General features: G+C 64.2%; 17 protein-coding genes. 1 reads left to right on the top strand and 16 read right to left on the bottom strand.

Translation table 11 applies throughout. The annotated features are described in order from the left end of the window. Positions 1-67 precede the first annotated feature (67 nt). The 11 genes from pbpC to NHH88_10565 form a co-directional block, all read right to left on the bottom strand. Entirely contained in the window at positions 68-2,203 is a 2,136-nt protein-coding gene (pbpC, locus tag NHH88_10615; protein USX16202.1) for a penicillin-binding protein 1C, read from the bottom strand. Beyond that, entirely contained in the window at positions 2,200-7,962 is a 5,763-nt protein-coding gene (locus NHH88_10610) for an MG2 domain-containing protein (GenBank protein ID USX16201.1), read from the bottom strand. Before NHH88_10610 ends, pbpC begins: the two co-directional genes overlap by 4 nt. A 171-nt stretch (positions 7,963-8,133) precedes the next feature. Further along, entirely contained in the window at positions 8,134-9,492 is a 1,359-nt protein-coding gene (gene rlmD, locus NHH88_10605) for a 23S rRNA (uracil(1939)-C(5))-methyltransferase RlmD (GenBank protein ID USX16200.1), read from the bottom strand. 107 nt (positions 9,493-9,599) lie between these two features. Further along, a complete protein-coding gene (rpoS, locus tag NHH88_10600) occupies positions 9,600-10,622 on the bottom strand; it encodes an RNA polymerase sigma factor RpoS (GenBank protein ID USX16199.1) in 1,023 nt (340 codons plus the stop codon). Between the two features lie 7 nt (positions 10,623-10,629). After that, entirely contained in the window at positions 10,630-11,592 is a 963-nt protein-coding gene (locus tag NHH88_10595; protein USX16198.1) for a peptidoglycan DD-metalloendopeptidase family protein, read from the bottom strand. Between the two features lie 88 nt (positions 11,593-11,680). After that, positions 11,681-12,556 carry a protein-L-isoaspartate(D-aspartate) O-methyltransferase gene (locus tag NHH88_10590; GenBank protein ID USX16197.1) on the bottom strand — a complete coding sequence of 292 codons (876 nt, stop codon included), beginning with the start codon at positions 12,554-12,556 and terminating at the stop codon, positions 11,681-11,683. Next, the gene (gene surE / locus NHH88_10585) at positions 12,553-13,290 is read right to left on the bottom strand and encodes a 5'/3'-nucleotidase SurE (protein ID USX16196.1); all 738 of its coding nucleotides are present in this window, start codon (positions 13,288-13,290) and stop codon (positions 12,553-12,555) included. Before surE ends, NHH88_10590 begins: the two co-directional genes overlap by 4 nt. Positions 13,291-13,359: 69 nt before the next feature. Further along, on the bottom strand, positions 13,360-15,249 hold the full coding sequence (locus NHH88_10580; GenBank protein USX16195.1) for a tetratricopeptide repeat protein: 1,890 nt from the start codon (positions 15,247-15,249) through the stop codon (positions 13,360-13,362). Positions 15,250-15,348: 99 nt separating this feature from the next. Further along, the gene (locus NHH88_10575) at positions 15,349-15,954 is read right to left on the bottom strand and encodes a toll/interleukin-1 receptor domain-containing protein (GenBank protein USX16194.1); all 606 of its coding nucleotides are present in this window, start codon (positions 15,952-15,954) and stop codon (positions 15,349-15,351) included. 379 nt (positions 15,955-16,333) lie between these two features. Continuing rightward, positions 16,334-18,304 carry an ATP-dependent DNA helicase gene (locus tag NHH88_10570; protein ID USX17317.1) on the bottom strand — a complete coding sequence of 657 codons (1,971 nt, stop codon included), beginning with the start codon at positions 18,302-18,304 and terminating at the stop codon, positions 16,334-16,336. A gap of 120 nt (positions 18,305-18,424) precedes the next feature. Then, the gene (locus NHH88_10565) at positions 18,425-18,625 is read right to left on the bottom strand and encodes a DUF465 domain-containing protein (GenBank protein USX16193.1); all 201 of its coding nucleotides are present in this window, start codon (positions 18,623-18,625) and stop codon (positions 18,425-18,427) included. 159 nt (positions 18,626-18,784) lie between these two features. Between NHH88_10565 and NHH88_10560 the strand changes: the two genes are divergently transcribed. Beyond that, positions 18,785-19,558, top strand: a complete 774-nt coding sequence (locus NHH88_10560; protein USX16192.1) for a protein phosphatase 2C domain-containing protein — start codon at positions 18,785-18,787, stop codon at positions 19,556-19,558. A 28-nt stretch (positions 19,559-19,586) separates the two neighbouring features. Here the strand turns inward: NHH88_10560 and NHH88_10555 are convergent, their stop codons facing one another. The 5 genes from NHH88_10555 to odhB form a co-directional block, all read right to left on the bottom strand. Next, entirely contained in the window at positions 19,587-20,306 is a 720-nt protein-coding gene (locus NHH88_10555; GenBank protein USX16191.1) for a hypothetical protein, read from the bottom strand. A 16-nt stretch (positions 20,307-20,322) separates the two neighbouring features. Further along, a complete protein-coding gene (zapE, locus tag NHH88_10550) occupies positions 20,323-21,420 on the bottom strand; it encodes a cell division protein ZapE (GenBank protein USX16190.1) in 1,098 nt (365 codons plus the stop codon). Positions 21,421-21,497: 77 nt separating this feature from the next. Further along, positions 21,498-22,928: a dihydrolipoyl dehydrogenase gene (gene lpdA, locus NHH88_10545; protein ID USX16189.1), complete on the bottom strand. Its 1,431-nt coding sequence runs from the start codon at positions 22,926-22,928 to the stop codon at positions 21,498-21,500. Positions 22,929-22,931: 3 nt separating this feature from the next. Next, positions 22,932-23,264, bottom strand: a complete 333-nt coding sequence (locus NHH88_10540; protein ID USX16188.1) for a PspC domain-containing protein — start codon at positions 23,262-23,264, stop codon at positions 22,932-22,934. A gap of 96 nt (positions 23,265-23,360) precedes the next feature. Further along, positions 23,361-24,617, bottom strand: coding sequence for a 2-oxoglutarate dehydrogenase complex dihydrolipoyllysine-residue succinyltransferase (odhB, locus tag NHH88_10535; GenBank protein ID USX16187.1), 1,257 nt, complete (start codon positions 24,615-24,617; stop codon positions 23,361-23,363). Positions 24,618-24,623: the final 6 nt, after the last annotated feature.

Below are 24,623 nucleotides of genomic sequence, written 5' to 3'. Positions count from 1 at the left end.
CCGCAGGGCCAGGCGGGGCCGTACCCCGTACGGGGTACGACCCCTTGGGCGTGCGGCGGGCATATCGTTATCGAGGGGATAGGGTTGGCTCGGTGTTGCCACGAACTTGGAAGCGGTTACTGGCGACGACTTTGTCCTCCTCGTCCACCAGCGCCAGCTCGTGCTGTCCGGCCACCGGATGCCACGCGTAATCCGCATCCGCACCGCCCAGCGGCTTGCCGTCAAGCCGCCATTTCAGCCCTCGCCCGCCCTGCGCATGGAAAAACACCCGCTCGATACGCCTCGGGATATCCGGATCGAGCGCGATAATCCCCGTATCGGCCGGGTAAAGTATCTTCGGCGCCCGTCCGGCGTCGCCTACCAGCGCGACGACCGGGCTTTCCGTCCCGGCCAAGAACCATTCACCGCGCGCCGTCTCCAGCGCAGGCTGATACACGATCTGCTGGCGCGCCACGCCGGGCGGTGCTTTGGGCGCGCCGCCCGGCCGGCCGCGATGCAAATAATCGACCACATCGCGCCACACCGGCGCCGCCCCCGTCACCCCTGAGACATCCCACATCGGCTGGCCGTCGAAATTGCCGACCCAAACCCCGACCGTGTAGCGGTCTGTGTAACCCACACACCAGTTGTCGCGCATATCCTTGCTGGTTCCGGTTTTGACCGCGCTCCAGAAGGTGGTGGCCAGTTCGTTCTTCAAGCCGAAGGTCAGGCTGCGCGCACCCCGGTCGGCCAGAATATCGCCGACGACGAAACTGGCGCGCTCATCGAGCACGCGGCGCGGCGCCTGCATCGGCGCACCGGTCAACGACAGCCGCACCGGCCCCGCCATGCCGCCATTGGCCAGCACGCGGTAGGCGTTGCTCAAGTCCAGCAACGACACCTCGGCGGAACCCAGCGCCAGCGAATAGCCGTAGAAATCCGCCGACTGCGTCAAACTGCTCAGGCCTACGTCGCGCAGCCGCTCGTGAAAGCGCTCCAATCCCGTCATCACCAAAGTGCGCACCGCCGGCACGTTCAACGAACTGGCAAGGCTGGTGCGCACGCTGACATAGCCCTTGAAATCCTTGTCGTAATTCTGCGGGACATACAGGCCGGAGGGCGTGGAGATATCGATCGCCGTGTCGTCCATCAGCGAGGCGGCGGTGATCAGCTTGCGCTCGATCGCCAGCTCGTACAAAAACGGTTTCAGCGTCGATCCAGCCTGCCGCAGCGCCGCCACGCCATCGACCTCGCCGTCGCCGGCATTGCCAACGTAGGCCAGGATGTCGCCGCTGGCGTTGTCGAGCACCACCACCGCGCCATCGTGGACGTTACGCCCTTGCAGGGACATCAACTGCTGGCGCAGGACGGTCTGCGCATACCGCTGCAGCTCCCCATCGAGCGTGCTGCGGATCGACTGCCCGCCACCGGTCAGCAACTGCTGCGCGACCTGCGGCGCCGGTGGCAGATCGACCGCCAACTGCGGGCGCCCCAACGCGACCAGGATACGCAGCTCGATATCGCTGCAGGTCGCGGGCATCCTCAGCTCGCGCCCCAGCGCGCAGGCGCGCTGCGAGACGATCTTGGGCGATGCCGACGGCCCGCGCAGCAGGCTGGCGAGTATCACCGACTCGGACTGGTTCAGGCCCGACGGCGCCTTGCCAAACAAGATGCGCGACGCCGCGCCGACGCCTTGCAGTTCGCCGCGATACGACACCAGGTTCAGATACGCTTCGATGATCTGCTGCTTGCTCCAGGTGGCGTCGAGCTGGCGCGCGGCCTTGATCTGGTCCCACTTCTGGCCCCAGCTGCGGCCCTTGGCGCTCGGCCGTAGATCCGGATGCAGCAAAGCGGCCAACTGCATGGTGATGGTGGACGCGCCGCGCGGCCGGCTGCGGAACAGGTTATCCCAGGCCGCCTTGGCGGCGGCGCTCCAGTCGACGCCATCGTGTTGATAGAAGCGCTGGTCCTCCGCCTGCAAAATGGCGCCTGGCAGCGCGGGGGAGATATCCTTCAACTCCACCCATGGCAGCCGGCGCACCGCCATGTCGACGCGCAGCGACTGTACCGGCTCGCCATGGCGGTCCAGCAGCGCCGCCTCGGACGAGCGGTAGCCGGCGCGCACCTGCTCCGGCGTCGGCACGTCCTGCGTCGCCGCCTCCACCGGACCGGCGGCATGCGCGGCGCCGGCCAGCGCCAGCGCGAAGGCCAGGCTCAATCTCATTTCACCCTCAACGGCGCGTTCGGCGACTCGCCGAACATCTCAGGGCTGTACATCGCTTCGACGCGCGTCGGCGGCAGGTTGAACTGGCCCGCATTATTCAGCCGCACCGTGTACTCCACGCTCCACTTCCCCTTCGGTACGAACTGATAGAACGAGTGGAAGCCCTCGAACGTGCGCTCCTCGAACGCCGGCTCGACCCAGCCGGTGCGGCGGTTGCCCGCGTCCAGCAACGCCGAATCGCGGCCCAGTCCAGAGCCAAGCACCGTGGCGCTGGCCGGGATGGGATCGTCCACCACCACCCAGGTCATATCCGATTGCGCCTCCAGATCGAGGCGCACCCGATAGACATCGCCGCGCGACCATTCGCCCTTGACCGCCTGCTCGACGGGCGTGATGGTCTTGGCGATCTTGTAGCCGCTCGACAGCGGCGCCTTGAGCGGCACGGCCGCCACGGTCTGCAAGGTCACCCACGGCTTGCCGGCGCCGGCATGATCGAGTTCCAGCTTGCCGCTGCCGCCGCGAGGCCATGGCAACATGGCCTTGCCGCCGCTGGCGTCGCCGCCGAAGGCGATGCTCTTGCTGGCCTGTCCCAACGTCGCGCTGGCAGTGCCGGTCACCTTCTGGCTCTCGAACTTCTGCGCGAAGCGGTCCAGCGCCAGCACGCCCCAGGCGTTGGCCACGGTCGTGCCCCAGCGTCCGGCGCGTTGACGCCCCAGCGCACCGCGCGCCAATCGGCCCATGTCGTCGCGCCAGGCCGGATTGTCGGCCATCGCCAGCAACAGCCGGTTGGCGTTGCTGTCGGCGGACGCCATCAGCCACCACCAGTCGTCTGTGCGTTCGGTCGAGAAGCCCATCGTCGTGCCCTGGAGGTTCAGGCGCGAACGTAAAATCTGCTCCGCGCTGGCCAGCCGCTGGGCGCGTTGCGGCAGCTTGTCGGACCGGCGCAGGATCAGATACCAGTCGATGACGGCCGACGTGGGCCACAGATTCGGCGCGACGGTGAACGATTCGAGCTCGCTGGCATTGATGCCGTTGGAGCGCGACAGCGCCTCCAGCGCGGCGATCTTGCGCACCGCCAGATCGGCCGTCGGCAGGGCCGAATACAACGTCACCTTGCCCTGCACGAAGGCCAGCAGGCCGGACTCCATGCGCGCCTTCAGTTCCGGCGGGATGTCGTAGCCGGCATCGTCGGAGGCGGAGAGCACATAAGCTGTCAGGCTGTCGCTGCCCGACTGCATGCCGGCGAAATACTTGACCAGGCCATTCGCATCCAGATGCGCAGGCAGCGTGTCGACCGCCGACTGCCACATGGACGGGTCGTGCAGCGCGATCGCGCGCGAGGTCACCTGCTCGAAGCAACGATAAGGATAAGCGCTCATGTAATCGCGCACGCCCGGCATATCGCCGCCCAGGGTGGTCGCGAATTGCGTCTGCACGCCGCCACGGCCCGGCAAGGCGTCGTCCGGCAGCTTGACCGGGATGCTCTGCTTGCGTTCCAGCTGGAGCAAGGTCGCCTGCGTGGTTCGCAGCGGCACCGCCGCCACGACTTTCTGCTTAACCTTCAAGCGGTCGCGCGAAGCCGGCGCATCAGCTGAACCGGCGATACTGGCGCTAACATCCCACGCCAGCGATTGCGCGCCCAATGGCACCTGATAATCCCAGCCGACTTCACGCGCCTCCCCCGCCTCCAGCGCCACCTGCTGCTGCGCCAGCGCCTTGCCGGCGGCGCTCGCCCCCAGCGTGACTTTGACGGCGGCGTCGGTCGTATTACGCAGGGTGAAGCCGGCGCGGAAGCGGTCGCCCTCGCGCACCACCGACGACAGGCCCGATAGCAGGATCAGATCCTGCGAGCTGCGCACCTCCGTGCGGCCGGTGCCGAACAAATCCGCCTGCGCGTTGGCGATGGCGACGATGCGGAAAGCCGTCAGCGAATCGTTGATCGGCACCTGCACCGAAGCCTCTCCGTTGGCGTCGAGCGTCACGCGCGCCTTCCAGAACAGCAGCGTGTCGAACAGTTCGCGGCCACCACCCTTGCCGCCGCCACCGCCGTGCGGCACGGCCTTGCGGCCGAAGTGGCGCTTGCCGACAACCTGCATCTGCGCGGTCGCGGTCTGCACCTGCAAACTACGCTGCTGCATCATCGTCTCCAGCAGATCCCAACTGGTATTGGGCATCAGCTCCAGCAGGCCGACATCGACCGCCGCCAGCGCCACCTCGGCACCGGCCGGCGGCGCCGAACCATCGGCGCGCGTCACCTTCACTTTAACGCCTGCCTTGTCGCGCACCTTGTAGACCTGCTTATCGGACGTGACCTGCACCTTCAGCTCATTGGCCGACCAGCCCACGCGCAGCGGCGCGATCCCCAGCTTGTAGGCCGGTTTGCCCAGGTCGACCAGCGCGGTCGGCTGCACGCTTGCCACGCGGCCGCGCACCACCAGCGCCGACACGTAGACGTTGGGCGCGTAGGCCTTTTTCACGGGGATCGTGAACACCGGCTCGCTCGCGGTCAGCGGCCGCACGTAAGTATCGATGACACCTTCGCGCTCCACCGTCACCAGCGCGGTCGCCTCGCGGAACGGCATGCGCACCTGGAAGCTGGCGGTGTCGCCCGGCTCGTAGCGTTTTTTCTCCGGCAGCAGGTCGATGCGGTCGTTGTCGGTGGCGCTGAACCACCAGTCGTCGCCGTCGGCCACCCACATTTCGCGGTTGGTCATGGCCACGTGCTGTCCACCGTCGCGGGTTTGCGCGCGCAGAATCAGGTTGCCCGAAGCCGGCGCCTTGACCTGGCAGATCAATAATCCCTTGGCGTCGGTCTTGCCTTCGCAGGCGGCGCCCATGGCTTTGACTTCGCTGCTGTTCTCGTAGGCGTAGAAGCCGCCGATCAAGCGCCTGCGGTGGGCGTACGAATTCCGCTGGAAGAAATCGACCGACACCGGCGCGTCGGCCACCGGCTTGCCTTGCAAGTCCAGCACCACCACCTGGAACTTGAGCGCGTCCTTGCTCATCACCCAGCCATCGGGCTGGATGCCGATCACGTAATTCGACGGCCACAGGGGTATGCGCGTGGCCGCCGACAGCGTTTCGCCGTTGGCGTCCTGATAGGACATCTCCGCCATCAGTTCGTGTGGAACCGTGGCGGCGGGCAGTTGGTCGAGCTTCACGCGGGTGCCCCCGGCCTTGTCCAGGGTCAGGTTGCGCGTCTTGAAGCCGGTGGCTGCCCCTTCGGTGGCGCCCTCGCCTCCTTCATCGAACACACCCTCGTCCTCGTCGAACCCACCCGACTGGCGCTCGACACCGAGCTTGACGTCGCCACTGCTGAAGGTGAAGTTCTCGTAATCCTCGAATGCGACCTGCTTGTCCTGCACCACCGTGCGCAGTTGCACCGGCGCGCCGCCCGCGCCGCCGCCGGACAGGTAGCTCAGTTGCACGTCCAGGTCCACCGAAGTCGCTTGCACGGCCGGCGCCTGCGGCCCTTGCAACAGGGCCTTCATGGTCGGCACGCGGAACTGCTCGACGCGGAAGCGCCCGGCCACGCGGCCGCCCAGCATCACCTGATACCAGCCTTGCTTGGCGTCGCCCGGAATCGCCCAGTCGTTGGCGGCGGTGGCGTTGGCGCTCCAGGCGATCGGCAATTCGTAGCGCTGCTCGCTGCCCTCGTGGACCAGGAAAATACTCGACGGTTGGGCCTTGCGCTCCTCGGCCGTCAGCTGGTTGGTGTCGTAGGCGGGCCGCTGCTTGCGCGGCGCGTCTTTCGCGCCGACCAGCGCGATCCCCTGCTCCACGTGGCGGCGCAGGAAGTGCTTCATGTGCACCGTCTCGCCGGCGCGCAGCAAGGTGCGGTCGAATACCGTGGCGGCGATGACGTTGTCGGCCCCTTCGCCCTCGGTCGGCAGGTTGAAGCGCCAGTTCTCGATGCCGCGATCCCAATCGGACAAGGTGAACGTCATGTCGCCGCCGCTGCGCGCGCTGACAAAGAAGCCGCCGCGCGGCTCGCACGCGCTCTCCGCCAATTCCTGCTGGATGCGCGCCACGCCGTCGCCGTTGGTGACGCCCTGCCACACCTGCTTGCCGGCGCAATCGCGCACCGACACCTGCGCCTGCGCCACCGGCTTGCCCTTGTCGAGCGACGTGACCCACACCAGCGACGACTGCGCGCCGCGCTTGAAGTGCGCCACCAGATTAGTCACCAGCGCGGCCGAACTGACGTAAGCCGTCTCCCGCTTGGCGGACAACGCCGCGCCCAGTCGCGGGCTGGCCAGTTCCACCACGTAGAATCCCGGCTTGCGCAACGGGATTCCAACCACCTCGAAGGCTTTCTGGCCGCCCGGCTTGGGCATGGTGAAGCGCTGCGCTGCCGTGGCGCCAGCGCCGCCGGCCAGCAGCGGCTTGTACAAGGCCTCCCCACCCAGTTCGCTCGGCTGCCAGCTGCCGCTATAACTCATGCGCTTGAGCCATGCGATGATCTGCTGGTCCTGCTGCTCCTGCGTGCCGGCGTCGTTGACGCGCAGGGACGCGCCTTCGATAGCGGTTTTCAGACCTGCCACATTGGCCTCGATATTGCGCACGGTGACAGGCAGCAGGCGGTCGCCCTTGGCCTCGATGATGCCGAAGCGCGCCGGGAACTTGACCAGCGGCGGCTGCGCGGCGGTCTGCACCGCCATCGGGAAGCGCCGTTGATTGATCAACGGGCGGCCGGCGTCGTCCTTCAGTGCGGGCGGCAGCGACAGCAGCAATTTGGCGTTCTCCGGGAACGGTCCCGGGATGGTCAAGTGATCGACATCGTCCGCCTTGGCGTCGTATGTTTCCAGTTTCGGCTTGAAGATTTTCCCGCCGGGCGCCGTTACCCTGACGGCCAGCGCATCGGCCGTGCGCACCGGCGCAGAGAACTGCAAGCGCAGCGGCAGGAACGGGATGCAGCCGCCTTTGACGGCCAGTCTTTCGCAACTCAGTTTGGCGGTGAAGTCCGGCCGCGTCTTGAACGCCAGCGTCTGCGCCTGGCCGGTGACGATGCCGCTGTCGGCGGCGATGCCGGCGCCCCACACCAGCGCCACGTTGGCCTCGGCCGGCAAGGGCCGCTGGCATTGCAGCACCACGATCGGCAGCTTCTCTATCCGGTTGTTGCGCACCTCCGTCGTGGCGCGCCACACCACGCCGCGCGCCTTGAAGTACAGCGACAGATAGCGGTTGGCGAAGTCCTTGCGCAGATCGAGGATCTTCTGGCGCTCGGCGCCGGCGAGTATGCGCACCCCGATTTTTTCGTGCACGCCGTCGGCGCGGCACCAGGCGTTGGCGGCGATGGTGGCGTCGCTGGCCGGGGCGTCGAGAGCGAGCACGAAGATCTGCTGTTCGTCGATGCGGTTGCTGCCTTCATACGGCAGCGATTCGACGATGGCGGGACCGCCGGTGTCGAAGCCGAAGGCGCGCTCGCCGGACAGCGGCTTGCCGCTCAAGTCCTTGACGCCGCTCTTGGCGGTGAAGCGGCAGGCCACGCCGGCCGGCAGGTCCCTGTCAAAATCGTAGCTCCAGTTTTGGCCGTCGATCCAGCGTCCCTTGCCCTTCTCGGGGCAGTCGACCGTGAAGGGATCGGACAGGCGCATGTCGCCCAGCGGGACCATGGTCGCGCTAAAGCGCGCCACCACTTGGCGCACGCCTTTGACGGTGCCGGTGGGCGAGAACGAGGTGATGGTGGTTTGGGCGAAAACGGCGAGCGGCAGGCTGCAGAAAGCAGCCATGCCGATAAGACGGGACAGAAGGCGCATGCCAACTCCGGATACTGTGTGGGTCAGTCCAGTGTTGCAAACGGCTACGGCAAAGTCAATAACATTACAAAATAAACATTGCGAGTGGCGGCGCATCCTTTAACCCGCACGGCGGCATACAGGGGTCGTACCCGCAGGGTACGACCCCGCCTTTCCGGGTTGCGCAGCGGCTCACCCCACCGGCGCTGGCTTCGGGCCCAGATTGAATACCGCCATCGACTCCACGTGCGACGTGTGCGGGAACATGTTGACCACGCCTGCCTTATCGAGCACATAGCCGGCGTTGACCAGGATGCCGGCGTCGCGCGCCAGCGTCGACGGGCTGCACGACACATACACGATGCGCTTCGGCAGCAAGTCCGCGCGCGTCTGGCTCAACGCCACCAGCGCCTCGCTCAGCGCCATGGCGCCGTCGCGCGGCGGATCGATCAACATGCGGTCGAATTTACCGAGCGCGATCAAATCATCGGCCGTCACCTCGAACAGATTACGGGTATAGAACGTGGTCTTGTCCGACAGCCCATTGGCCTTGGCGTTATCCAGCGCCCGCTCCGACAAAGTGGTGCTGCCCTCGATGCCGACCACTTCGCGCGCCTGCGTCGCCAGCGGCAAGGTGAAGTTGCCCAGGCCGCAGAACAAATCGGCGACGCGGTCTTCCGGCTGCACTTCCAGCAGGCGCAACGCCTTGCCCACCAACACGCGGTTGATGTAGTGGTTGACCTGGGTGAAATCGACCGGCTTGAACGGCATCTTGATGCCGAATTCCGGCAGCAGGTAATGCAGATCGTCGTCCAGCGGATAGAACGGCGCGGCCGTCTCCGGCCCCTTGGTCTGCAACCAGAATTGGATGTTGTGCAGATCGGCGAAGGCTTTCAGCTTGATCTCGTCGTCCTTGGTCAGCGGCGCCATGATGCGCAGCACCAGCGCGGTGACGCCCTCGCCAATCGCCACTTCGATCTGCGGCACCTGGTCGTACAGGGACAACGAGCCGATCAGCGCGCGCAGCGGCAGCAGCAGGTCCGATACGTGGCGCGGCAGGATTTCGCAGCTGTCGATATCGGCGACGAACACCGATTTCTTCTCGTGGAAGCCGACCAGCACCGTGCCCTTCTTGACCACGTGGCGCACCGACAGCCGCGCGCGGTAGCGGTAGCCCCAAGTCGGGCCGTACATCGGCCGCATCACCGTCAGCGGCTTGACCTTGCCGATGTGGCGCAGGTTGTCCTCCAGCACGCGCTGCTTGATGGCCACCTGCGCGGTCGGCTCCAGATGCTGCATCGAGCAACCGCCGCAATAATCGAAATGCTTGCACTTGGGCACGACCCGCATCGGCGACTCGTGGTGCAGTTCGGTCATGCGCGCCATTTCCCAGTTCTTCTTCTTTTTGAAGGTGTAAAAACTGACCTTCTCACCCGGCAGCGCGCCCTCGACAAACACCACCTTGCCCTGCGAGCCGTCTTCATTGTGCAAATGGCCGACGCCACGGGCGTCCATGTCGAGCGATTTGATGTCGAGGATAGTATCTTGCATAAAATTTAATTTTAAAGAAAGAAGGACGGGCGACCGGCGGCCCGAACGTGCCAGGGCACGTGCCGGGGCCAGTATGATAGCAGAAGGCGTAGGGGGGAAGAAAACGACTACAACAGCGAATCGCGCACCACGCCGCGCGCGGCCATGGCCCGTTTGAGTTTGACCAGCGCTTCCTGCTGGATCTGGCGCACGCGCTCGCGGGTGACGCCCATTTCCTCGGCCAGGGTTTCCAGCGTGGCGGGATCGTCGTTGTCCAGGCCGAAGCGGCGCATGATGACGATGCGCTGCTTGTCGGGCAGCTTGGTCAGCCAGTCGCGCATCAGCACCGTCATTTCGTGGTGCTCGGCGCGGGCGTCGGGACTGTCTTCGCTGTCGCCGGGCAGCATGTCCATCAGCGACGACTGCGGATCGTTGTCGAGCGGGGCGTCGAGCGAGGTGGCGTGCTCGGACAAGGCCAGGATGTCCTGCACCTCCTCCACCGGCCGGCCGACCAGCTCGGCGATGTCCTCGGCGGTGGCGTCCTTGCCGTTGTGGTGCTGCGCTTCCAGATGGTATTTGCCGCGCAGGATTTGATTCAGTTCGCGCACCATGTGCACCGGCAGGCGCACCGTGCGGGCCTGGTTCATGATGGCGCGCTCGATGCTCTGGCGTATCCACCAGGTGGCGTAGGTCGAGAAGCGGAAGCCGCGCTCGGGCTCGAACTTGTCGATGGCGCGCATCAGGCCGATGTTGCCCTCTTCGATCATGTCGAGCAGCACGACGCCGCGATTGATGTAGTGCTTGGCGATCGACACCACCAGCCGCAGGTTGTGCTCGATCATGGTCTGGCGGGCGCTGAAGTCGCCGGCCTTGGCCAGGGTGGCGTAGTGCACTTCCTGCGGCGCCGTCAACAACGGCCGGGTGCCGATCTGGTTCAAGTAATGCTGGGTGGTGTCGGTCGACAGCTCGGCCGCGAGGACCTTTTTCAGTTCGTCGACCTCCAGCACCGCCGGCGCCTCGGGCAGGCGCTCGCCGTCGTCCGCGCCGTCCGCACCATCCATGGCGTCGATGACTACATCATCGTTGGACTCGTCCTGGAAATCTTCCGGGGCCGAGTCGTCATCCATTGGGTCGTGCGGCGTATGTTTCATGGCTCAGCTAGCGGTTAGGCAGGAATTTGGACGGGTCCACCGGTTTGCCTTGCTGCCTGATTTCAAAGTGCAGCTTGACGGAGTCGGCGTCCGAATCGCCCATCTCGGCAATCATTTGTCCCTTGGTCACGCTCTGGCCTTCCTTGACCACGATGCTGCGGTTATGGGCGTAGGCCGACAACAAGCTATTACTGTGCTTCACAATAACGAGATTACCATAACCACGGATGCCGCTACCGGCATACATGACTTTTCCGGCCCCGGCCGCCACGACATGCTGGCCGGCCTTGCCTGCGATGTCGACGCCCTTGTTCTTGCCCTCGTCGAAGGTGGCGATGACTTTGCCCTCGGACGGCCACATCCAGCTCAATTTCTCATCGTCGGCGGCGCCAGCGGCGGCTGCGGGGGCAGCGGGCGCGGCCGGCGGACGGACCACGGGCGCGGCAGGTGCCGCCGGCGTGGCCGGAGCCGCCGCGCCACTGGCGGCGACATCCTTGCCATTGTCGGCGCGCTGCAATTCGGCCAGCGTGGCGTCGGTGTAAGGACGCTTCTCGCCTTTCGGACCGGTCTTCTTGACCACCGGCGCCGGCGGCGGCGTCTTCTCCGTCGGCGGCATGACGACGGCGGCCGTCTCGACGCCACTGCCGTTACCGGCCGCGTCCGGCGGCAACACCCGCAGCACCTGATCGACCTTGATGTCGTTCGGGTTGGCCAGATTGTTCCAGGTCACCAGATCGCGGTAGTTCTGACCATATTCGAGCGCGATGCGGATCAAGGTATCGCCTTTTTTGACCGTGTACAGGCCGCGCTCGTCGCGCGACACTTGCGCCGTTTCGCTCGGCGTGGCGGATTTCACTGGCGGTTTCGACACCGGACGGTCGATCACCGGGGCCTGGTTCGGGGTGGTGCTGCAGGCGCTCAGGAAAGCGAGCACCAAGCTCAATACGAGCACATTACTTTTAGTTGTCATTCTCATCTTAAATTTCAGTTTGATGCGTACGGGCGCAATGCGGACAGCTCAACGGTCACAGCGCGATCGCACCGCGATCACACCGTGATCACACCGTGCCCGGACGCAACGGGACGAAATGGCAATCTTCCAGCGTTTCGCTGGTCCATTCCTTCTTGCCGATGCGTGTAATCAGTTCCAGACGCTGCGCGCGGGCGCCGACCGGCGCCACCAGCCGGCCACCGATGGCGAGCTGTTCGAGCAATGCCTGCGGCACCTCCAAACCGGCCGCAGCCAGGATAATGCCATCGAACGGCGCCGCTTGCGGCAGGCCAAGCATACCATCTCCGTAATGCAAGCGTAGATTCGGCACACGCAGGGGCCGCAAGTTGTTCTTGGCGAGCTCATGCAGAGGCTTGATGCGCTCGATAGAATAAACCTCTTGCGCCACTCTTGACAACACCGCCGCCTGGTAACCGCAGCCGGTACCGATCTCGAGCACCCGTTTGAGCTGGCCGCCATTGCGCATCACCTCGATCATGCGGGCGACGATATACGGTTGGGAAATGGTCTGCTGGTGGCCGATCGGCAACGAGGCGTCGATGTAGGCCTGGGAGGCCAGCGCCTCCTCCATGAACATATGGCGCGGCACGCTTTCGAGCGCGCCAAGCACGACGTTGTCCTTGACGCCCTGCTTGGCCACCCGCTGCACCATCGCGCGGCGCACCGCGTCCGACACCAGCGGGTTCTGGCGCGGGGCCGGGGCGACTACCGGCTGGGCCCGCTCCATCGCGTAACTGTGGGCCTTGGACGGCACCGCCACCGGACGCGGCCCCGGATAACCGTGCTGCGGCGGCACGTGGCGCGCCGCGTTCTGGGTCGCCGTCTGCGGCGTGGCCACCGGCGCGAACATGGTGGTCTTTTTGGCGCCCTTGTCCACTACCGACGACAGCGGCAGCGGAAAGGTCCGGGGTTTGTCGCTCATGCCAGGCCCTTTTCCAGTGCCGCGAGTTGCGTTTTATGGGTCAGATCGACCTGCAGCGGCGTGATCGAGGTGCGGCCGTTGGCGCAGGCAAAAAAGTCGGTGCCCTCGCCGGCGTCCCTGGTCGCGCCGGGCGGACCGATCCAGAAAATTTCCTTGCCGCGCGGATCTTGCGAGCGGATCACCGGTTCCGACTGGTGGCGCTTGCCCAGCCGCGTGGCGACCACCTGGGTCAGCTGCGCATAGGGCCGGTTGGGAATGTTGACGTTGAGCAGATACGGGCGCGGCAGCGTTTCATAATAGCGCTCGATGATGTCGCGCGCGTGACGGGCGGCGTCGTCGATATGCTCCCAGCCGAACGAGCCCTGGGAAAAGGCGATGGCGGGAATGCCGAACAGATAGGCCTCGGTGGCGGCCGCCACGGTGCCGGAATACAGCGTGTCGTCGCCCATGTTGGGGCCGTTGTTAATGCCGGAGACGACCAGGTCGGGCCGGTAGTCGAGCACGCCGGTGAGCGCCACGTGCACGCAATCGGTCGGCGTGCCGTTGACAAAATAGAAACCATTGGCGGCCCGCTGCACCGACAGCGGCCGGTCCAGCGACAGCGAATTGGACGAGCCGGAACGGTTGCTGTCCGGCGCCACGACGACGATGTCGGCGATCGGCGCCAGCGCGTCGGCCAGGGCGTTGATGCCCGGCGCCAAGTAGCCGTCGTCATTACTGATCAGGATTCTCATACAGAGATTTTACCTGAAGCAACGCCCGGACTGCGCGCCCGGACCGGGTCGTAACCAGATAAATTTACGCTAACGCGACGCCGGCCGGCCGCTGGCGAGCTGCTCGTCGAGCGTCAGCAGGTCGTCGCTGGCACGCGGGCGCGGGTTGGTGACGGACATGGCCGCCCGCGGATGCGGCGCCAGCCCCAGCGCCTCGTCGTAGTCGTCCATCGCCGCGTCCTGGTGCAATTCGCGCACCGGCGCGAAGTCGTCCCGCCCGCCGTCCGGCAGCGAACCGGGCTGCGCGCCGTAGCGGCCCGGTTGCACGTGGTCGAACAATTCCATGGTCCTGCGGGTGTCCGCGTGGTCCGGCCCCAGGCGGCGCAGCTGCGCCTGCAGCACCTTGTCGATCAGCACGCGGGCGGCCTCCTGCTCGTTCTGCGCCAGCAGGGTGCAGGCCAGCGCGGTCTTGCTGCGCAAGGTATCGGCGTGCTCGGCGCCCAGCAGGCGCTTGCGCTTGGCCAGCACCTGCTCCTGCTCGCGCCGGGCCTGGTCGATGTCGCCGCGCTGGAACAACAGGTCGGCCCGGGCCGCCTTGCAGGACAAGGTCAGCAAATGCTCGGAGCCAAGCATGCGCAGGTAGGCGTCCAGCACGCCGTCCTGGATGCCCAGCGCCTCGGCGCCTTTGCCCTGCTCGGCCAGGGTGGCGGCCAGATTGGCGCGCGCGGCGAGCGTGTCGAGGTGCTCCGCCCCCAGCAGGCGCTCGCGCGCCTCGACGATGCACTCCTCCAGGAACTGCGCCTCGTCCAGCCTCCCCTGCTGACGCAGCACACCGGCCAGGTTGCTTTTGCTAATCAAGGTATCGACATGGTCCTCGCCCATGCCGCGCTGTCGCAGGGTCAGGCTTTCCTCGAGACAGGCCAACGCCTGGCGCAGCTTGCCTTCGCGGCGATACAGCTCGCCCAGCAGGTTCAGGTCGCGCGCCAGCGGTTGCGACAGGGCGCGCGCGCCGCCCTCGCCCAGCGCCTGCCGCGCCTCCTCGATGGCCGACAGCAGGTGGATCTCGCGGCTGGACTGCCACGGGAAATAACCGGGACTGAGCCAGTCGAGGAAGGCCTCGAAGGTGCGCGTCAGCGAAAAGCGGTCGCCGCCCTGGTCCATCCGCACCGCCAGTTGCTCGCCATAGGCGAAGGTGCGGGTCTGTTGCAGCTGGACTTCGTCGAAGTAGCTGTCCAGCGACACGTGCTGCATGCCGTAGCACTCGCGCATCAGCCGCTCGAAGATGGGCTGATAGCCCACTATATTATGTTGGGGGTCGCCGCGCCGCCACTGCGACCGCTGCGTGCTGTCGCCCATTTCGATGCGCGACGGCAGCGGGTAGACCACCAGCGGACGCTGCTCGTCCTCATGGCTGCGCCGGTAGGCGGTGGCGCGGGTGACCAGCGCCTGCACTCCTTCCAGGCTCTGGCGGTTGGGCGTGAACACCACCACCAGTTTGCGCGGCAGCAAGGTGGTGCAGATGCCGGCGGTATCCGTGCGGCCGGTGCGCGAATCGACCAGCACGTAACGGAAATGGCGCGCCAGCTTGTCGGCGAAACAACGGAACAGCGCCGGGCAACGGTCGAACAACTCGTCCCAGTGCATGGCGGCCAGCCGCTCGCCATAGCTGTCGTCGAAACGGCCGGCGCGCATCAGATACAGCTGGCTGCTCTGGTCGACCCGGCTGACGTACTGCTCCCATCCGACCGCCGCCAGCACCTCGTGCGCCAGTTCCTCGTCGTCGAGCACGTCGGCGCCTTTGCGGCGCCTATGTAGTTGCTCCCGGCAAGCTTCGAACAATTCCAGCACGCCCGGTCGCTCCTCGCCGTGCTCGAAGTAGTGATGCAGGCCTGGCGCTTCCATGTCCCAATCGATCATCAATACCGGGGTCGTGGCGTTTTGCTGTCTTGCAAGCAATACTGCCAGATTGGACAAGGCCATCGTGCGACCCGTCCCGCCCTTGTAAGAATAGAAAGTAACCACTTCGCCGTTGGCTGTGAGCGGTGGCAAAGACAATGATGTGGTTTCCATAACGAACCTTTAGCGAGGGAAGTGGGGAGGAGGGATGGCGCGCCATTCCGGCGGAATGTCGGGCATGACAAAACGACCACAGTCATGCTCGGGCGGCGTGCAGTGTTTCAGGTAGTGGTAGTGCTCGGCGATGCGCAGGACGATCTTTTCTATATCGGGTAGAAAATCCGGGTTGGTCTTCAAGTCTCCGCTCGCCAAGGTGTACCGCGAAAAATCGACATACATGCCCGGCCCCGAAATCTGCGGCGGCAAACTCAGCGGATGCCGCGTCATGATGACCGGGATGATCAGGTGGCTGGGCAGCGTGTACCATTTCTTACGCTCGTTCTCAATTAGTTGCATTGCTGCAAACTCACGCCGGGTGTAGGCATGGGCCTCATACTTCGGTGTGTAAATCACAATCATGCAAACGCTTTCACACATCGCCCTGGCAATCTTCTCGTCCAGGTCGTCGCCTCCGCCGAGTTGCTCACTGTCGACAAACAATTCGTTTTCGTTGTCGAAGTGGGGTTCCAGATAACATTTCAGAGCATCGATCAAATCGTTTTTGAACTTGCTCATGTATGCATGCTGGCCGTGTGCATAGCTGAAAAAACAGCCGTGGCGGATAGTCATGGCCTCCTCCGATCCTGCTCCTTAGGGGAACAGCGCTTAACCAACTCTAACAATCCACTCATCCGCCACTTTGCGCCAACGCAAACGGGTGCGATATGCAAGGCTTTGGGCGGGCAGGCATGTCAGATGGGCTTGGATGGGAGGCGAATCGCTGGCGACAGCGCCTTAAAAGCCAAATATTGGCGGCAACGTGCCGATATTTGGCATGATTTGGGGAAAAATCAGAACGTGAGGATGTTCGTAGGGCGGATTAGCGCGCAGCGCGTAATCGGCCATGAGCCGCCGACGGCGCCTGGCCGATTACGCGCGATGCGCTAATCCGCCCTACGAAAACCGATATGATCGCCCGGTTGGGCAAGAGAAAAAATACCGAAAGTTACTATTCGGTATTCTTGTTTTGGAAGAACGCGACGGCGTCCGCTTGCTCGCGGGTGCGTTTGAAGGACGGCAGACTCTGCCAAATCCGCTTGCCGTAGGGCTTGGAAATCACGCGCGGATCGCACAACATCAGCACGCCGCGATCGCCTTCGTCGCGGATCAGGCGGCCGGCGCCCTGCTTCAGATTGATGATCGCTTCCGGCAAGGTGTGGTGCATGAAGCCGTTTTTGCCCTGCTTTTCCATCACCTCGATGCGCGCGGCGAGCACCGGATCGTCCGGCGGCGCGAACGGCAACTTGTCGATAATCACCAAAGACAGCGCGTCGCCGCGCACGTCGACACCTTCCCAGAAACTCTGGCTTCCGATCAGCACGCCATTTCCCGCCTTGCGGAACTGGTCCAGCAACTCGGTACGGCCTTTGTCGCCCTGGATGAACAGCGGATACGGCAGGCCGCGCTTCTCGAATTCGTCGCGCAGGCGCTCGGCGGCGCGCTTCACGGCGCGCAAAGTCGTGCACAAAAGGAAAGTTTTTCCGCCCGCCGCCTCGATCACCGGCAGCGCCAGATCCAGCACCGCGTCGGTATAGCCGATGGAATTCGGGTCCGGCAAACCTTGCGGCACATATAAAAGGCCCTGCTCTGCGTAATTAAACGGGCTCGGCCAAGTCTTCGACGGCTCGTCCGTCAGCCCCATTTGTTCGGAAAAATGGCTGAAATCATTCTTCACGGCCAACGTCGCCGACGTGAAAATCCAGCTGCGCGGCACGCCTTCGCGTTGGCCGTTGAAGATCGGCGCGATCGACAATGGCGTTTTATGCAGCTGCAAAGAGGAGGCATAGGCCTCGACCCAGAACACCGCCTCCTCGCCTTTTTCAACGCGCGCCTTCGGATCGAATTTCCAAGACGACAATTTTTGCGCCAGTTCGATGCCGCGCTGGCGGCACTGTTCCAGGGTTTCGGCGCGGGCCGCTTGCGTTTCGAGCACGGCCAGCATGCCGTCCAACTCGTCTTTCAGCGTCTGCAAAGCTGGGAAAAAGTCGCTCGATGGCGCGATTTGCGGCAGCGACAGGCGCACGATATCTTGCGGGAATGTCAACCTGAGGTCGCGCGCGGCCTTCTCCACCACCGTCACGACCTTGCCCCAATCGGCGCCGTCGCGCGCGTTCGACAAGCCCTCGGCCAGCACGTCGCGGCACAATTCCAGGATTTGCGAGGTCGAAAAGGTATCGCCGAAGAACAAGGTGGCCGTGTCCGGCAGCTGGTGCGCCTCATCGAAGATGATGGTATTGGCCGACGGCAGCAGCTCGGCGATGCCGGAATCCTTAAGCGCCACGTCCGCGAAGAACAGGTGGTGGTTGACCACGACCACGTCGGCCTGCTGCGCTTCCTTGCGCGCCTTCATGACAAAACAATCCTGGTAATACTGGCACTCGGCGCCCATGCAATTGTCGCGGGTCGAGGTCACCAGGTTCCAGATCAGTGCGTTTTCAGGCACGCGCGCCAGCTCGGCCTTGTCGCCGGAGCTGGTCATTTTCAGGAAACGCGAAATCTCGCGCAGGTGGCCGACGTCGTCGCGCGAGGTCATGCGGCCGTTCTGCAAGGTGCGTTCCAGGTGGTAATGGCAGACGTAGTTCGAGCGGCCCTTGAGCAGCGCGACCGACACCGGCGCCTGCAGGGCGGCGCGCACGGTCGGAATATCGCGCAGGAACAGCTGGTCCTGCAAGTTTTTGGTCCCGGTCGAAACGATGGTCTTGCCGCCCCACAGCAGCGCCGGCACCAGATACGCGAAGGTCTTGCCCGTTCCCGTGCCGGCCTCGGCGATCAAGGTGGTCTGGCTGGAAATCGCGGCCGCGACGGCCTTGGCCATCTCCGTCTGCGAACGGCGCGGCTTGAAGTCGCCAACAGCCGGACCCAACGGTCCCCCGGCGCCGAACAGTCGCTCGACCTCGGAATCGTATTTGCCGGGGGGCAGGTCTGGAGTCGCGCCGACTACGGCGGGAGTGGCGTCGGCGGGGACCGGCGCGTGCGTGTCGGCAGGCGTTGGAAGGTGTTCGGTCAAAATATACTTAGTTGAGGCGGAAAGGCCGCGAAATTACGCCGGCACGTCTGGCACTAATTGCATTTTCAGCAGGGTGATATGGTCTTTCAGTTGCAGCTTGCGCTTTTTCAGGCGACGCAATTGCAGTTGATCGTGGTGTCCGTCCAGGGTGAGCATGTCGATCACCGCGTCCAGATCGCGGTGTTCGACGTCGAGTTCGATCAGACGACGCTGGATATCTTGTACATCAGTCATATTTCTAGGTCTCTACTCACACAAAAAGTTTCACTGAAACAACACACGTATTGCAAACAAACTGCGACACGGTGCATAGTTTAATCTACGGCGGCCCCGCCGCCAACAGAATGATCGATATCGCCGCTCAGCCGCCGTTCAGGATACAGTGTCAACCATATGAGCGCCTATAAAATAGAAGCCGGCACGGCCCAGCACATCGGCAACCGGCCGCAGCAAAACGACCGCGTCGCCCTGCTGACGTCGCCAAACGCGCCCGGCTACGTGCTGGCGGTGCTCGCCGATGGCAACCACAGCCCCATCGGCTCGGACCAGGCGCTGCTGACCAGCAGGCATATGTTCGACGAGTTCCGCGTCGGCGACGTGCCCAGCATTCCGCGGCTGAAGGAGTTGCTCGGCGCGATAGCGCTGGAGGCCCATCAAGTCATCAAGATGAATCCGATCGCCGCCAGCGCCGAACCGCACAGCGCGCTCGCCCTGCTGGTGCTGACGCCGGCCGGTCAGGCGGTCTGGGCGCATGTGGGCGAAACGCGGGTGTACCGCTTCAGCGGAGAGGCCAGCGTGGCGCGCAGCAATGACAGCGCGTATATCGAGCATCTGGTGCAGAACGACAAGGTGCCGCTGGAAGCGGCGAAGAAACATCGCAGTTCCAAGCTGCTCAGCAATGTGCTGGGGAACGGTTTCAAGGCGCCGTTCGTGACGTTGGGCACGCATGAGGGCTTGCGCCCGGGGGATTCTTTTTTGCTGTGCTCGGATGGGTTGTGGCAATGTTTCACCGACCAGGAGCTGGCGGCGGCCGTGGCGCGCAACACGCCGCGCCAAGCGGCCGAACGGTTGATCGGCAAGGCCGCCGAGCGCGCGCAGGGCAAAGGCGACAATTGCACGATGGCGATTATCAAATTGGTGGCGCCCGCCCCGCCCGTCAACCGTTGAAACACCGGCCAACCGGGGCGGCGCAACCTTACTGCTGCTTCTTCGCGGCGGCCGCTGCGGCTGCCGCTGCCGCATCCGCTTTCTTCTTCGCGTCCGCAACCTTGGCGGCCACCTTGCGTTCGGTTTCCGCCACCCGCTTGGCGACTTCCGCCTGACGCCGCTCGGAGTCGATCTTCTTCTGCTCGAAACGGGCCACGTTGGCGGCGCGCTTGTCGGCGTCGGCCGCCGTCGCGGCCGCCTCGCGTTTCATTTTGGCGGCATGGTCGGCCTCGCGCTCGGCGACGCGCCGGCCTTTCGCCGGTGCGGGCGCAGGCAAGTTCTCCACATCCTTGACCGGTTTGGGCGGCAAGGCCTCGCGCCGGGCAAGCTCTTCCTCGTCCTTGCGCACGCGCTCGGCCAGGTCGGCATCGCGGCGCGCCACCGAATCGGCGCGCTTGAAATGTTCGGCTTCCACTTCCAGCACGCGCAGGTTGGCCAGCGCGGCGCGGCGCTGTTCCTTGGCCTTGTCCAGGCAATTATTGACGAAGAATTTTTCGTTGCACACCGCCTCGCGCGCTGCGTATTCGGCGTTGACGGCGTCACGGTCCTTGGCCACCTTGGCCAGGGTGGCGTCGGCCTCCTCGACCGAATGCGACGGCGGCGCCACCGACGTCGCCTCCTGCGCGACGGCCGGGGCAGCGACGGCAGCAACAGCGGCCAGCACGGCGATGGCGATCATGTCGCCCAACGGTTTCAAACTTGCTCTCATATTCTTTCCTGTTACATCAGGCCAGCGAACCGGCTGCGGCCCGCTGTTCCTTATCCATGTACTCGCGCGACTGCATCTCGACAATGCGCGACACCGTGCGGTGAAATTCGTTGGCCAGGGTGCCGGTCGTGTACAGCTCTTCCGGCTCGACCTCGGCCGACATCAACAACTTCACGCCCTGGTCGTAGAATACATCGATCAGCCACGTGAAGCGGCGCGCCTCCGACGACATCGACGCCGACATCATCGGAATCCCGGACAATATCACGGTATGGAAGCGGCTGGCGATTTCCAGATAATCGTTCTGCGAACGCGGCCCGCCGCACAAGGTGTGGAAATCGAACCAGATGATGGAGCCGGCGCGACGCAAGGCGCGGATCTCGCGCGCCTCGATGCGCACCACCGGGTCCTCGTCGGCCGTCTCGGCGATGCTGGTGTAAGCGTCGCGCAACTTCTGATCGGTCTCGGCGTTGATCGGCGTGTAGTAGGAATCGACCTGCTCCAGTGCGCGGCCGCGATAGTCGATGCCTGCGTCGATGTTCATCACGTCGAGCTTCTCGTACAGCATCTCGATGGTCGGCAGGATGCGATCGCGGTGCAGCCCGTCTGGGTATAGCAGTTTCGGGTCGTAGTTCGACGTCATGATGAAGGACACGCCGTTGTCGAACAGCGCCTTCAACAGGTTGTACATGATCATGGCGTCGGCCACGTCGGAGATGTGGAATTCGTCGAAGCAGATCAAACGGTATTTCTTGGCGATGCGCTTGGCCACCTCGTCGAGGGGATTGGCGACGCCGGTCAGCTCGTCCAGCTGGCGGTGCACGCCGCGCATGAACTCGTGGAAGTGCAGGCGCGTCTTGCGCACCAGCGGCACCACCGAATAGAAGCTATCCATCAGGAACGACTTGCCGCGCCCCACCCCGCCCCACATGTAGACGCCCTTCGGCACCTCGGGACGGTTGATCAGGCGCTTGAACGTGCTCGAGCGCTGGCCCTTGTACGCCACCCATTCGTCGTAGCATAACTGCAGACGATCGACGGCGCGGCGCTGGGCTGCGTCGGCCTTGAAATTGCGCTGTTCCAGCGCTTGCTGATAAAACTCTTCGACGTTCATGTGTTCGATTCTATGTGGGCGGCGCAAACAAAAACGGGCGGACCGCAGTCCGCCCGCAGTCCGCCTGTAGCTACTGCTTAGAAGTTCAGGGTACGCTTATCGATTGCCAAAGCGGCTTCCTTGGTCGCTTCCGACAGCGACGGGTGCGCGTGGCAGATGCGCGCGATGTCTTCGGCCGAAGCCTTGAACTCCATCGCCACAACCGCTTCCGAGATCAGCTCGGAGGCCATCGGTCCGATGATGTGCACGCCGAGGATTTCGTCGGTGGTCGCGTCGGCCAGGAACTTGACCATGCCCGAGGTGTCGCCCAGCGCGCGTGCGCGGCCGTTCGCCAGGAACGGGAAGGTGCCGGCTTTGTAAGCGACGCCCGACGCCTTCAGTTGCTGCTCGGTCTGACCGACCCACGCGATTTCCGGCGAGGTGTAGATGACCCAAGGAATGGTGTTGAAGTTGGTGTGGCCATGCTGGCCGGCCATGCGCTCGGCAACGGCAACGCCCTCTTCTTCCGCCTTGTGCGCCAGCATCGGGCCGCGCACCACGTCGCCGATCGCCCATACGCCCGGCAGGTTGGTTTTGCAGTCGTCGTCGACGGCCACGAAACCGCGCTCGTCCAGCGACAGGCCGACTTTGTCGGCGGCCAGGCCGTTGGTGTTGGGGGTGCGGCCGATCGAGATGATCAGCTTGTCGAACACGGAGGTGATGGACTCGCCCTTGGCGTTCTCGTACACCACGGTGACATTGTTGTCGCCCTTGGTGATCGCGCCGATCTTGCAACCGAGGTTGATCGACAGGCCTTGCTTGGCGAACAGCTTGCCCGCTTCCTTGGCGATCTGCTCGTCGACCGCGCCCAGGAATACTGGCAGGCCTTCGAGCACGGTCACTTCCGAACCCAGGCGGCGCCATACGGAGCCCATTTCCAGGCCGATCACGCCGGCGCCGATCACGCCCAGCTTGGCAGGAACGCCCTGGATCGCCAGCGCGCCAGTGTTCGACAGGATCAGTTGCTCGTCGAACGGTGCGCCCGGCAGTTCACGCGCGTTGGAACCGGTGGCGATAATGACTTGCTTGGCGTTGATGGTCTCGTTGGCAGGCGCCGAGATCGTCAGCGGGTAGCCTTCAGCGGTGGCGGCGCCGGCGAACGAGGCGCGGCCGTGGAAGAAGGTGACCTTGTTTTTCTTGAACAGGAACAGGATGCCGTCGTTGTTTTGCTTGACGACGGTGTCTTTGCGCTTGAGCATTTGTGGCAGGTTCAGCGACAGGCCGGAGACATCGATGCCGTGGTCCTTGAACGCGTGGCCGGCGTGCTCGAAGTGCTCGGACGATTGCAGCAGCGCTTTCGACGGGATGCAACCGACGTTGGTGCAGGTGCCGCCTGGTGCGGGACCGCCTTTTTCATTTTCCCATGCGTCCACGCAAGCAACCGAGAAACCCAGTTGTGCGGCGCGGATGGCGGCGATATAACCGCCGGGACCGGCGCCGATGACTACTACGTCAAATTGTTTACTCATTTTTTATTTTCCAATCAGTTCTTCGTCTGGAACGAAAATCCATAACAGAATGTAGATCGCCAGGCCGAAACCAAAGGTCAGCACGAACATCACGAACAGCAGGCGCCAGATCCACGGCTCGATGCCGGAGACACGGCCGAGGCCGCCGCAGACGCCGCCCAGCCAGCGGTCGGTGCGCGAGCGGCGCAGGCGGGTGATATCTTCGCCGATGTTGTCGCCCGGCTTGTAGGGCTCGCTGTCCAGCAGGCGCGCCTTGGCGGCCGCGAATTCCGCGTCCGACAGGGCGCCGGCCTGATGCAGTTCGTGCAAACGCTTGATTTCTTCAGCAACGCTCATAACACCCTTTTAAGAGTTGAAACCCGCAAACCCGGGAATGGGGTCGTACCCCGTACGGGGTACGACCCCGGTGTGCCCGGGTTCGCTGGCAAGCGATTACAGGTCCAGCAGCAGACGTGCAGGATCTTCCAGCGCTTCTTTCATGGCGACCAGGCCCAGGACGGCTTCGCGGCCGTCGATGATGCGGTGGTCGTAGGACATCGCCAGGTAGTTCATCGGACGGATTACGATCTGGCCGTTTTCGACAACAGCGCGGTCCTTGGTCGCGTGCACGCCCAGGATGGCCGATTGTGGCGGGTTGATGATCGGAGTCGACAGCATGGAGCCGAAGGTGCCGCCGTTCGAGATCGAGAACGTGCCGCCGGTCAGGTCGTCCAGGGTCAGCTTGCCTTCCTTGGCCTTGGCGCCGAATTCGCCGATTTTCTTTTCGATTTCAGCGATCGACATTTGGTCGGCATTGCGCAGGATAGGCACCACCAGGCCGCGTGGCGAACCGACAGCGATACCGATGTCGAAGTAGCCGTGGTAGATGATGTCGTTGCCGTCAACCGAAGCGTTGATGATCGGGTACTTTTTCAGGGCTGCGACGGCGGCCTTGACGAAGAACGACATGAAGCCCAGCTTGACGCCGTGCTCTTTTTCGAACTTGTCTTTGTACTTGTTGCGCAGTTCCATGACTGGAGCCATGTTCACTTCGTTGAACGTGGTCAGGATGGCGTTGGTCGATTGCGATTGCAGCAGACGCTCGGCGATACGGGCGCGCAGACGGCTCATCGGCACGCGCTCTTCCGGACGCTCGCCCAGGCTGGCGACGCTTGGCGAAGCGATCTGTTGCAGGGCCGGCTTGGCGGCGGCGGCGGCCAGTGGCGCCACGGCCGGGGTGGCGGCTGGAGCGGAAGCGGCCAGGGCGTCGCCCTTGGTCACGCGGCCGTCTTTGCCCGAACCGGCGACATCGCCAGCGCTCAGGCCTTTTTCGGACAGGATCTTGGCGGCTGCTGGCATGGCGACATCGCCCTTGCTGCCACCGGTCGCGGCGGCTGGCGCTGCTGCAGGAGCGGCTGCGGCTGGAGCAGGTGCGGCGGCGGCGACAGGAGCGGCGGCGGCTGCGGCGGCGTCGGTGTCGATCACGGCGATCAGTTCGTCGGCGACAACGGTGCTACCGTCGCCCTTGATGATCTTGATCAGCACGCCGGCTGCTGGCGCGGGCAGTTCCAAAACGACCTTGTCGGTTTCGATATCGATCAGGTTTTCGTCGCGCGCGACTGCGTCGCCGACTTTTTTATGCCACGTCAGCATGGTTGCTTCAGCGACCGATTCCGACAATTGAGGAACTTTGACTTCGATTTGTGCCATTGTAAA

The organism is Oxalobacteraceae bacterium OTU3CAMAD1 (assembly GCA_024123915.1).
In the GTDB taxonomy this organism is placed as follows: Bacteria; Pseudomonadota; Gammaproteobacteria; order Burkholderiales; family Burkholderiaceae_D; genus Rugamonas.
Note: the sequence above shows the minus strand (reverse complement) of the source record. Positions and strands in the feature narration are given on the sequence as shown.

Coding starts and splice junctions, on each gene's coding strand:
- odhB (USX16187.1), bottom strand. CDS start 24,617: ATGGCACAAATCGAAGTCAAAGTTCCTCAATTGTCGGAATCGGTCGCT.
- NHH88_10540 (USX16188.1), bottom strand. CDS start 23,264: ATGAGCGTTGCTGAAGAAATCAAGCGTTTGCACGAACTGCATCAGGCC.
- NHH88_10555 (USX16191.1), bottom strand. CDS start 20,306: ATGAGAGCAAGTTTGAAACCGTTGGGCGACATGATCGCCATCGCCGTG.
- NHH88_10610 (USX16201.1), bottom strand. CDS start 7,962: ATGCGCCTTCTGTCCCGTCTTATCGGCATGGCTGCTTTCTGCAGCCTG.
- zapE (USX16190.1), bottom strand. CDS start 21,420: ATGAACGTCGAAGAGTTTTATCAGCAAGCGCTGGAACAGCGCAATTTC.
- NHH88_10590 (USX16197.1), bottom strand. CDS start 12,556: ATGAGCGACAAACCCCGGACCTTTCCGCTGCCGCTGTCGTCGGTAGTG.
- NHH88_10580 (USX16195.1), bottom strand. CDS start 15,249: ATGGCCTTGTCCAATCTGGCAGTATTGCTTGCAAGACAGCAAAACGCC.
- rpoS (USX16199.1), bottom strand. CDS start 10,622: ATGAAACATACGCCGCACGACCCAATGGATGACGACTCGGCCCCGGAA.
- NHH88_10560 (USX16192.1), top strand. CDS start 18,785: ATGAGCGCCTATAAAATAGAAGCCGGCACGGCCCAGCACATCGGCAAC.
- surE (USX16196.1), bottom strand. CDS start 13,290: ATGAGAATCCTGATCAGTAATGACGACGGCTACTTGGCGCCGGGCATC.
- NHH88_10575 (USX16194.1), bottom strand. CDS start 15,954: ATGACTATCCGCCACGGCTGTTTTTTCAGCTATGCACACGGCCAGCAT.
- NHH88_10565 (USX16193.1), bottom strand. CDS start 18,625: ATGACTGATGTACAAGATATCCAGCGTCGTCTGATCGAACTCGACGTC.
- rlmD (USX16200.1), bottom strand. CDS start 9,492: ATGCAAGATACTATCCTCGACATCAAATCGCTCGACATGGACGCCCGT.
- pbpC (USX16202.1), bottom strand. CDS start 2,203: ATGAGATTGAGCCTGGCCTTCGCGCTGGCGCTGGCCGGCGCCGCGCAT.
- lpdA (USX16189.1), bottom strand. CDS start 22,928: ATGAGTAAACAATTTGACGTAGTAGTCATCGGCGCCGGTCCCGGCGGT.
- NHH88_10595 (USX16198.1), bottom strand. CDS start 11,592: ATGACAACTAAAAGTAATGTGCTCGTATTGAGCTTGGTGCTCGCTTTC.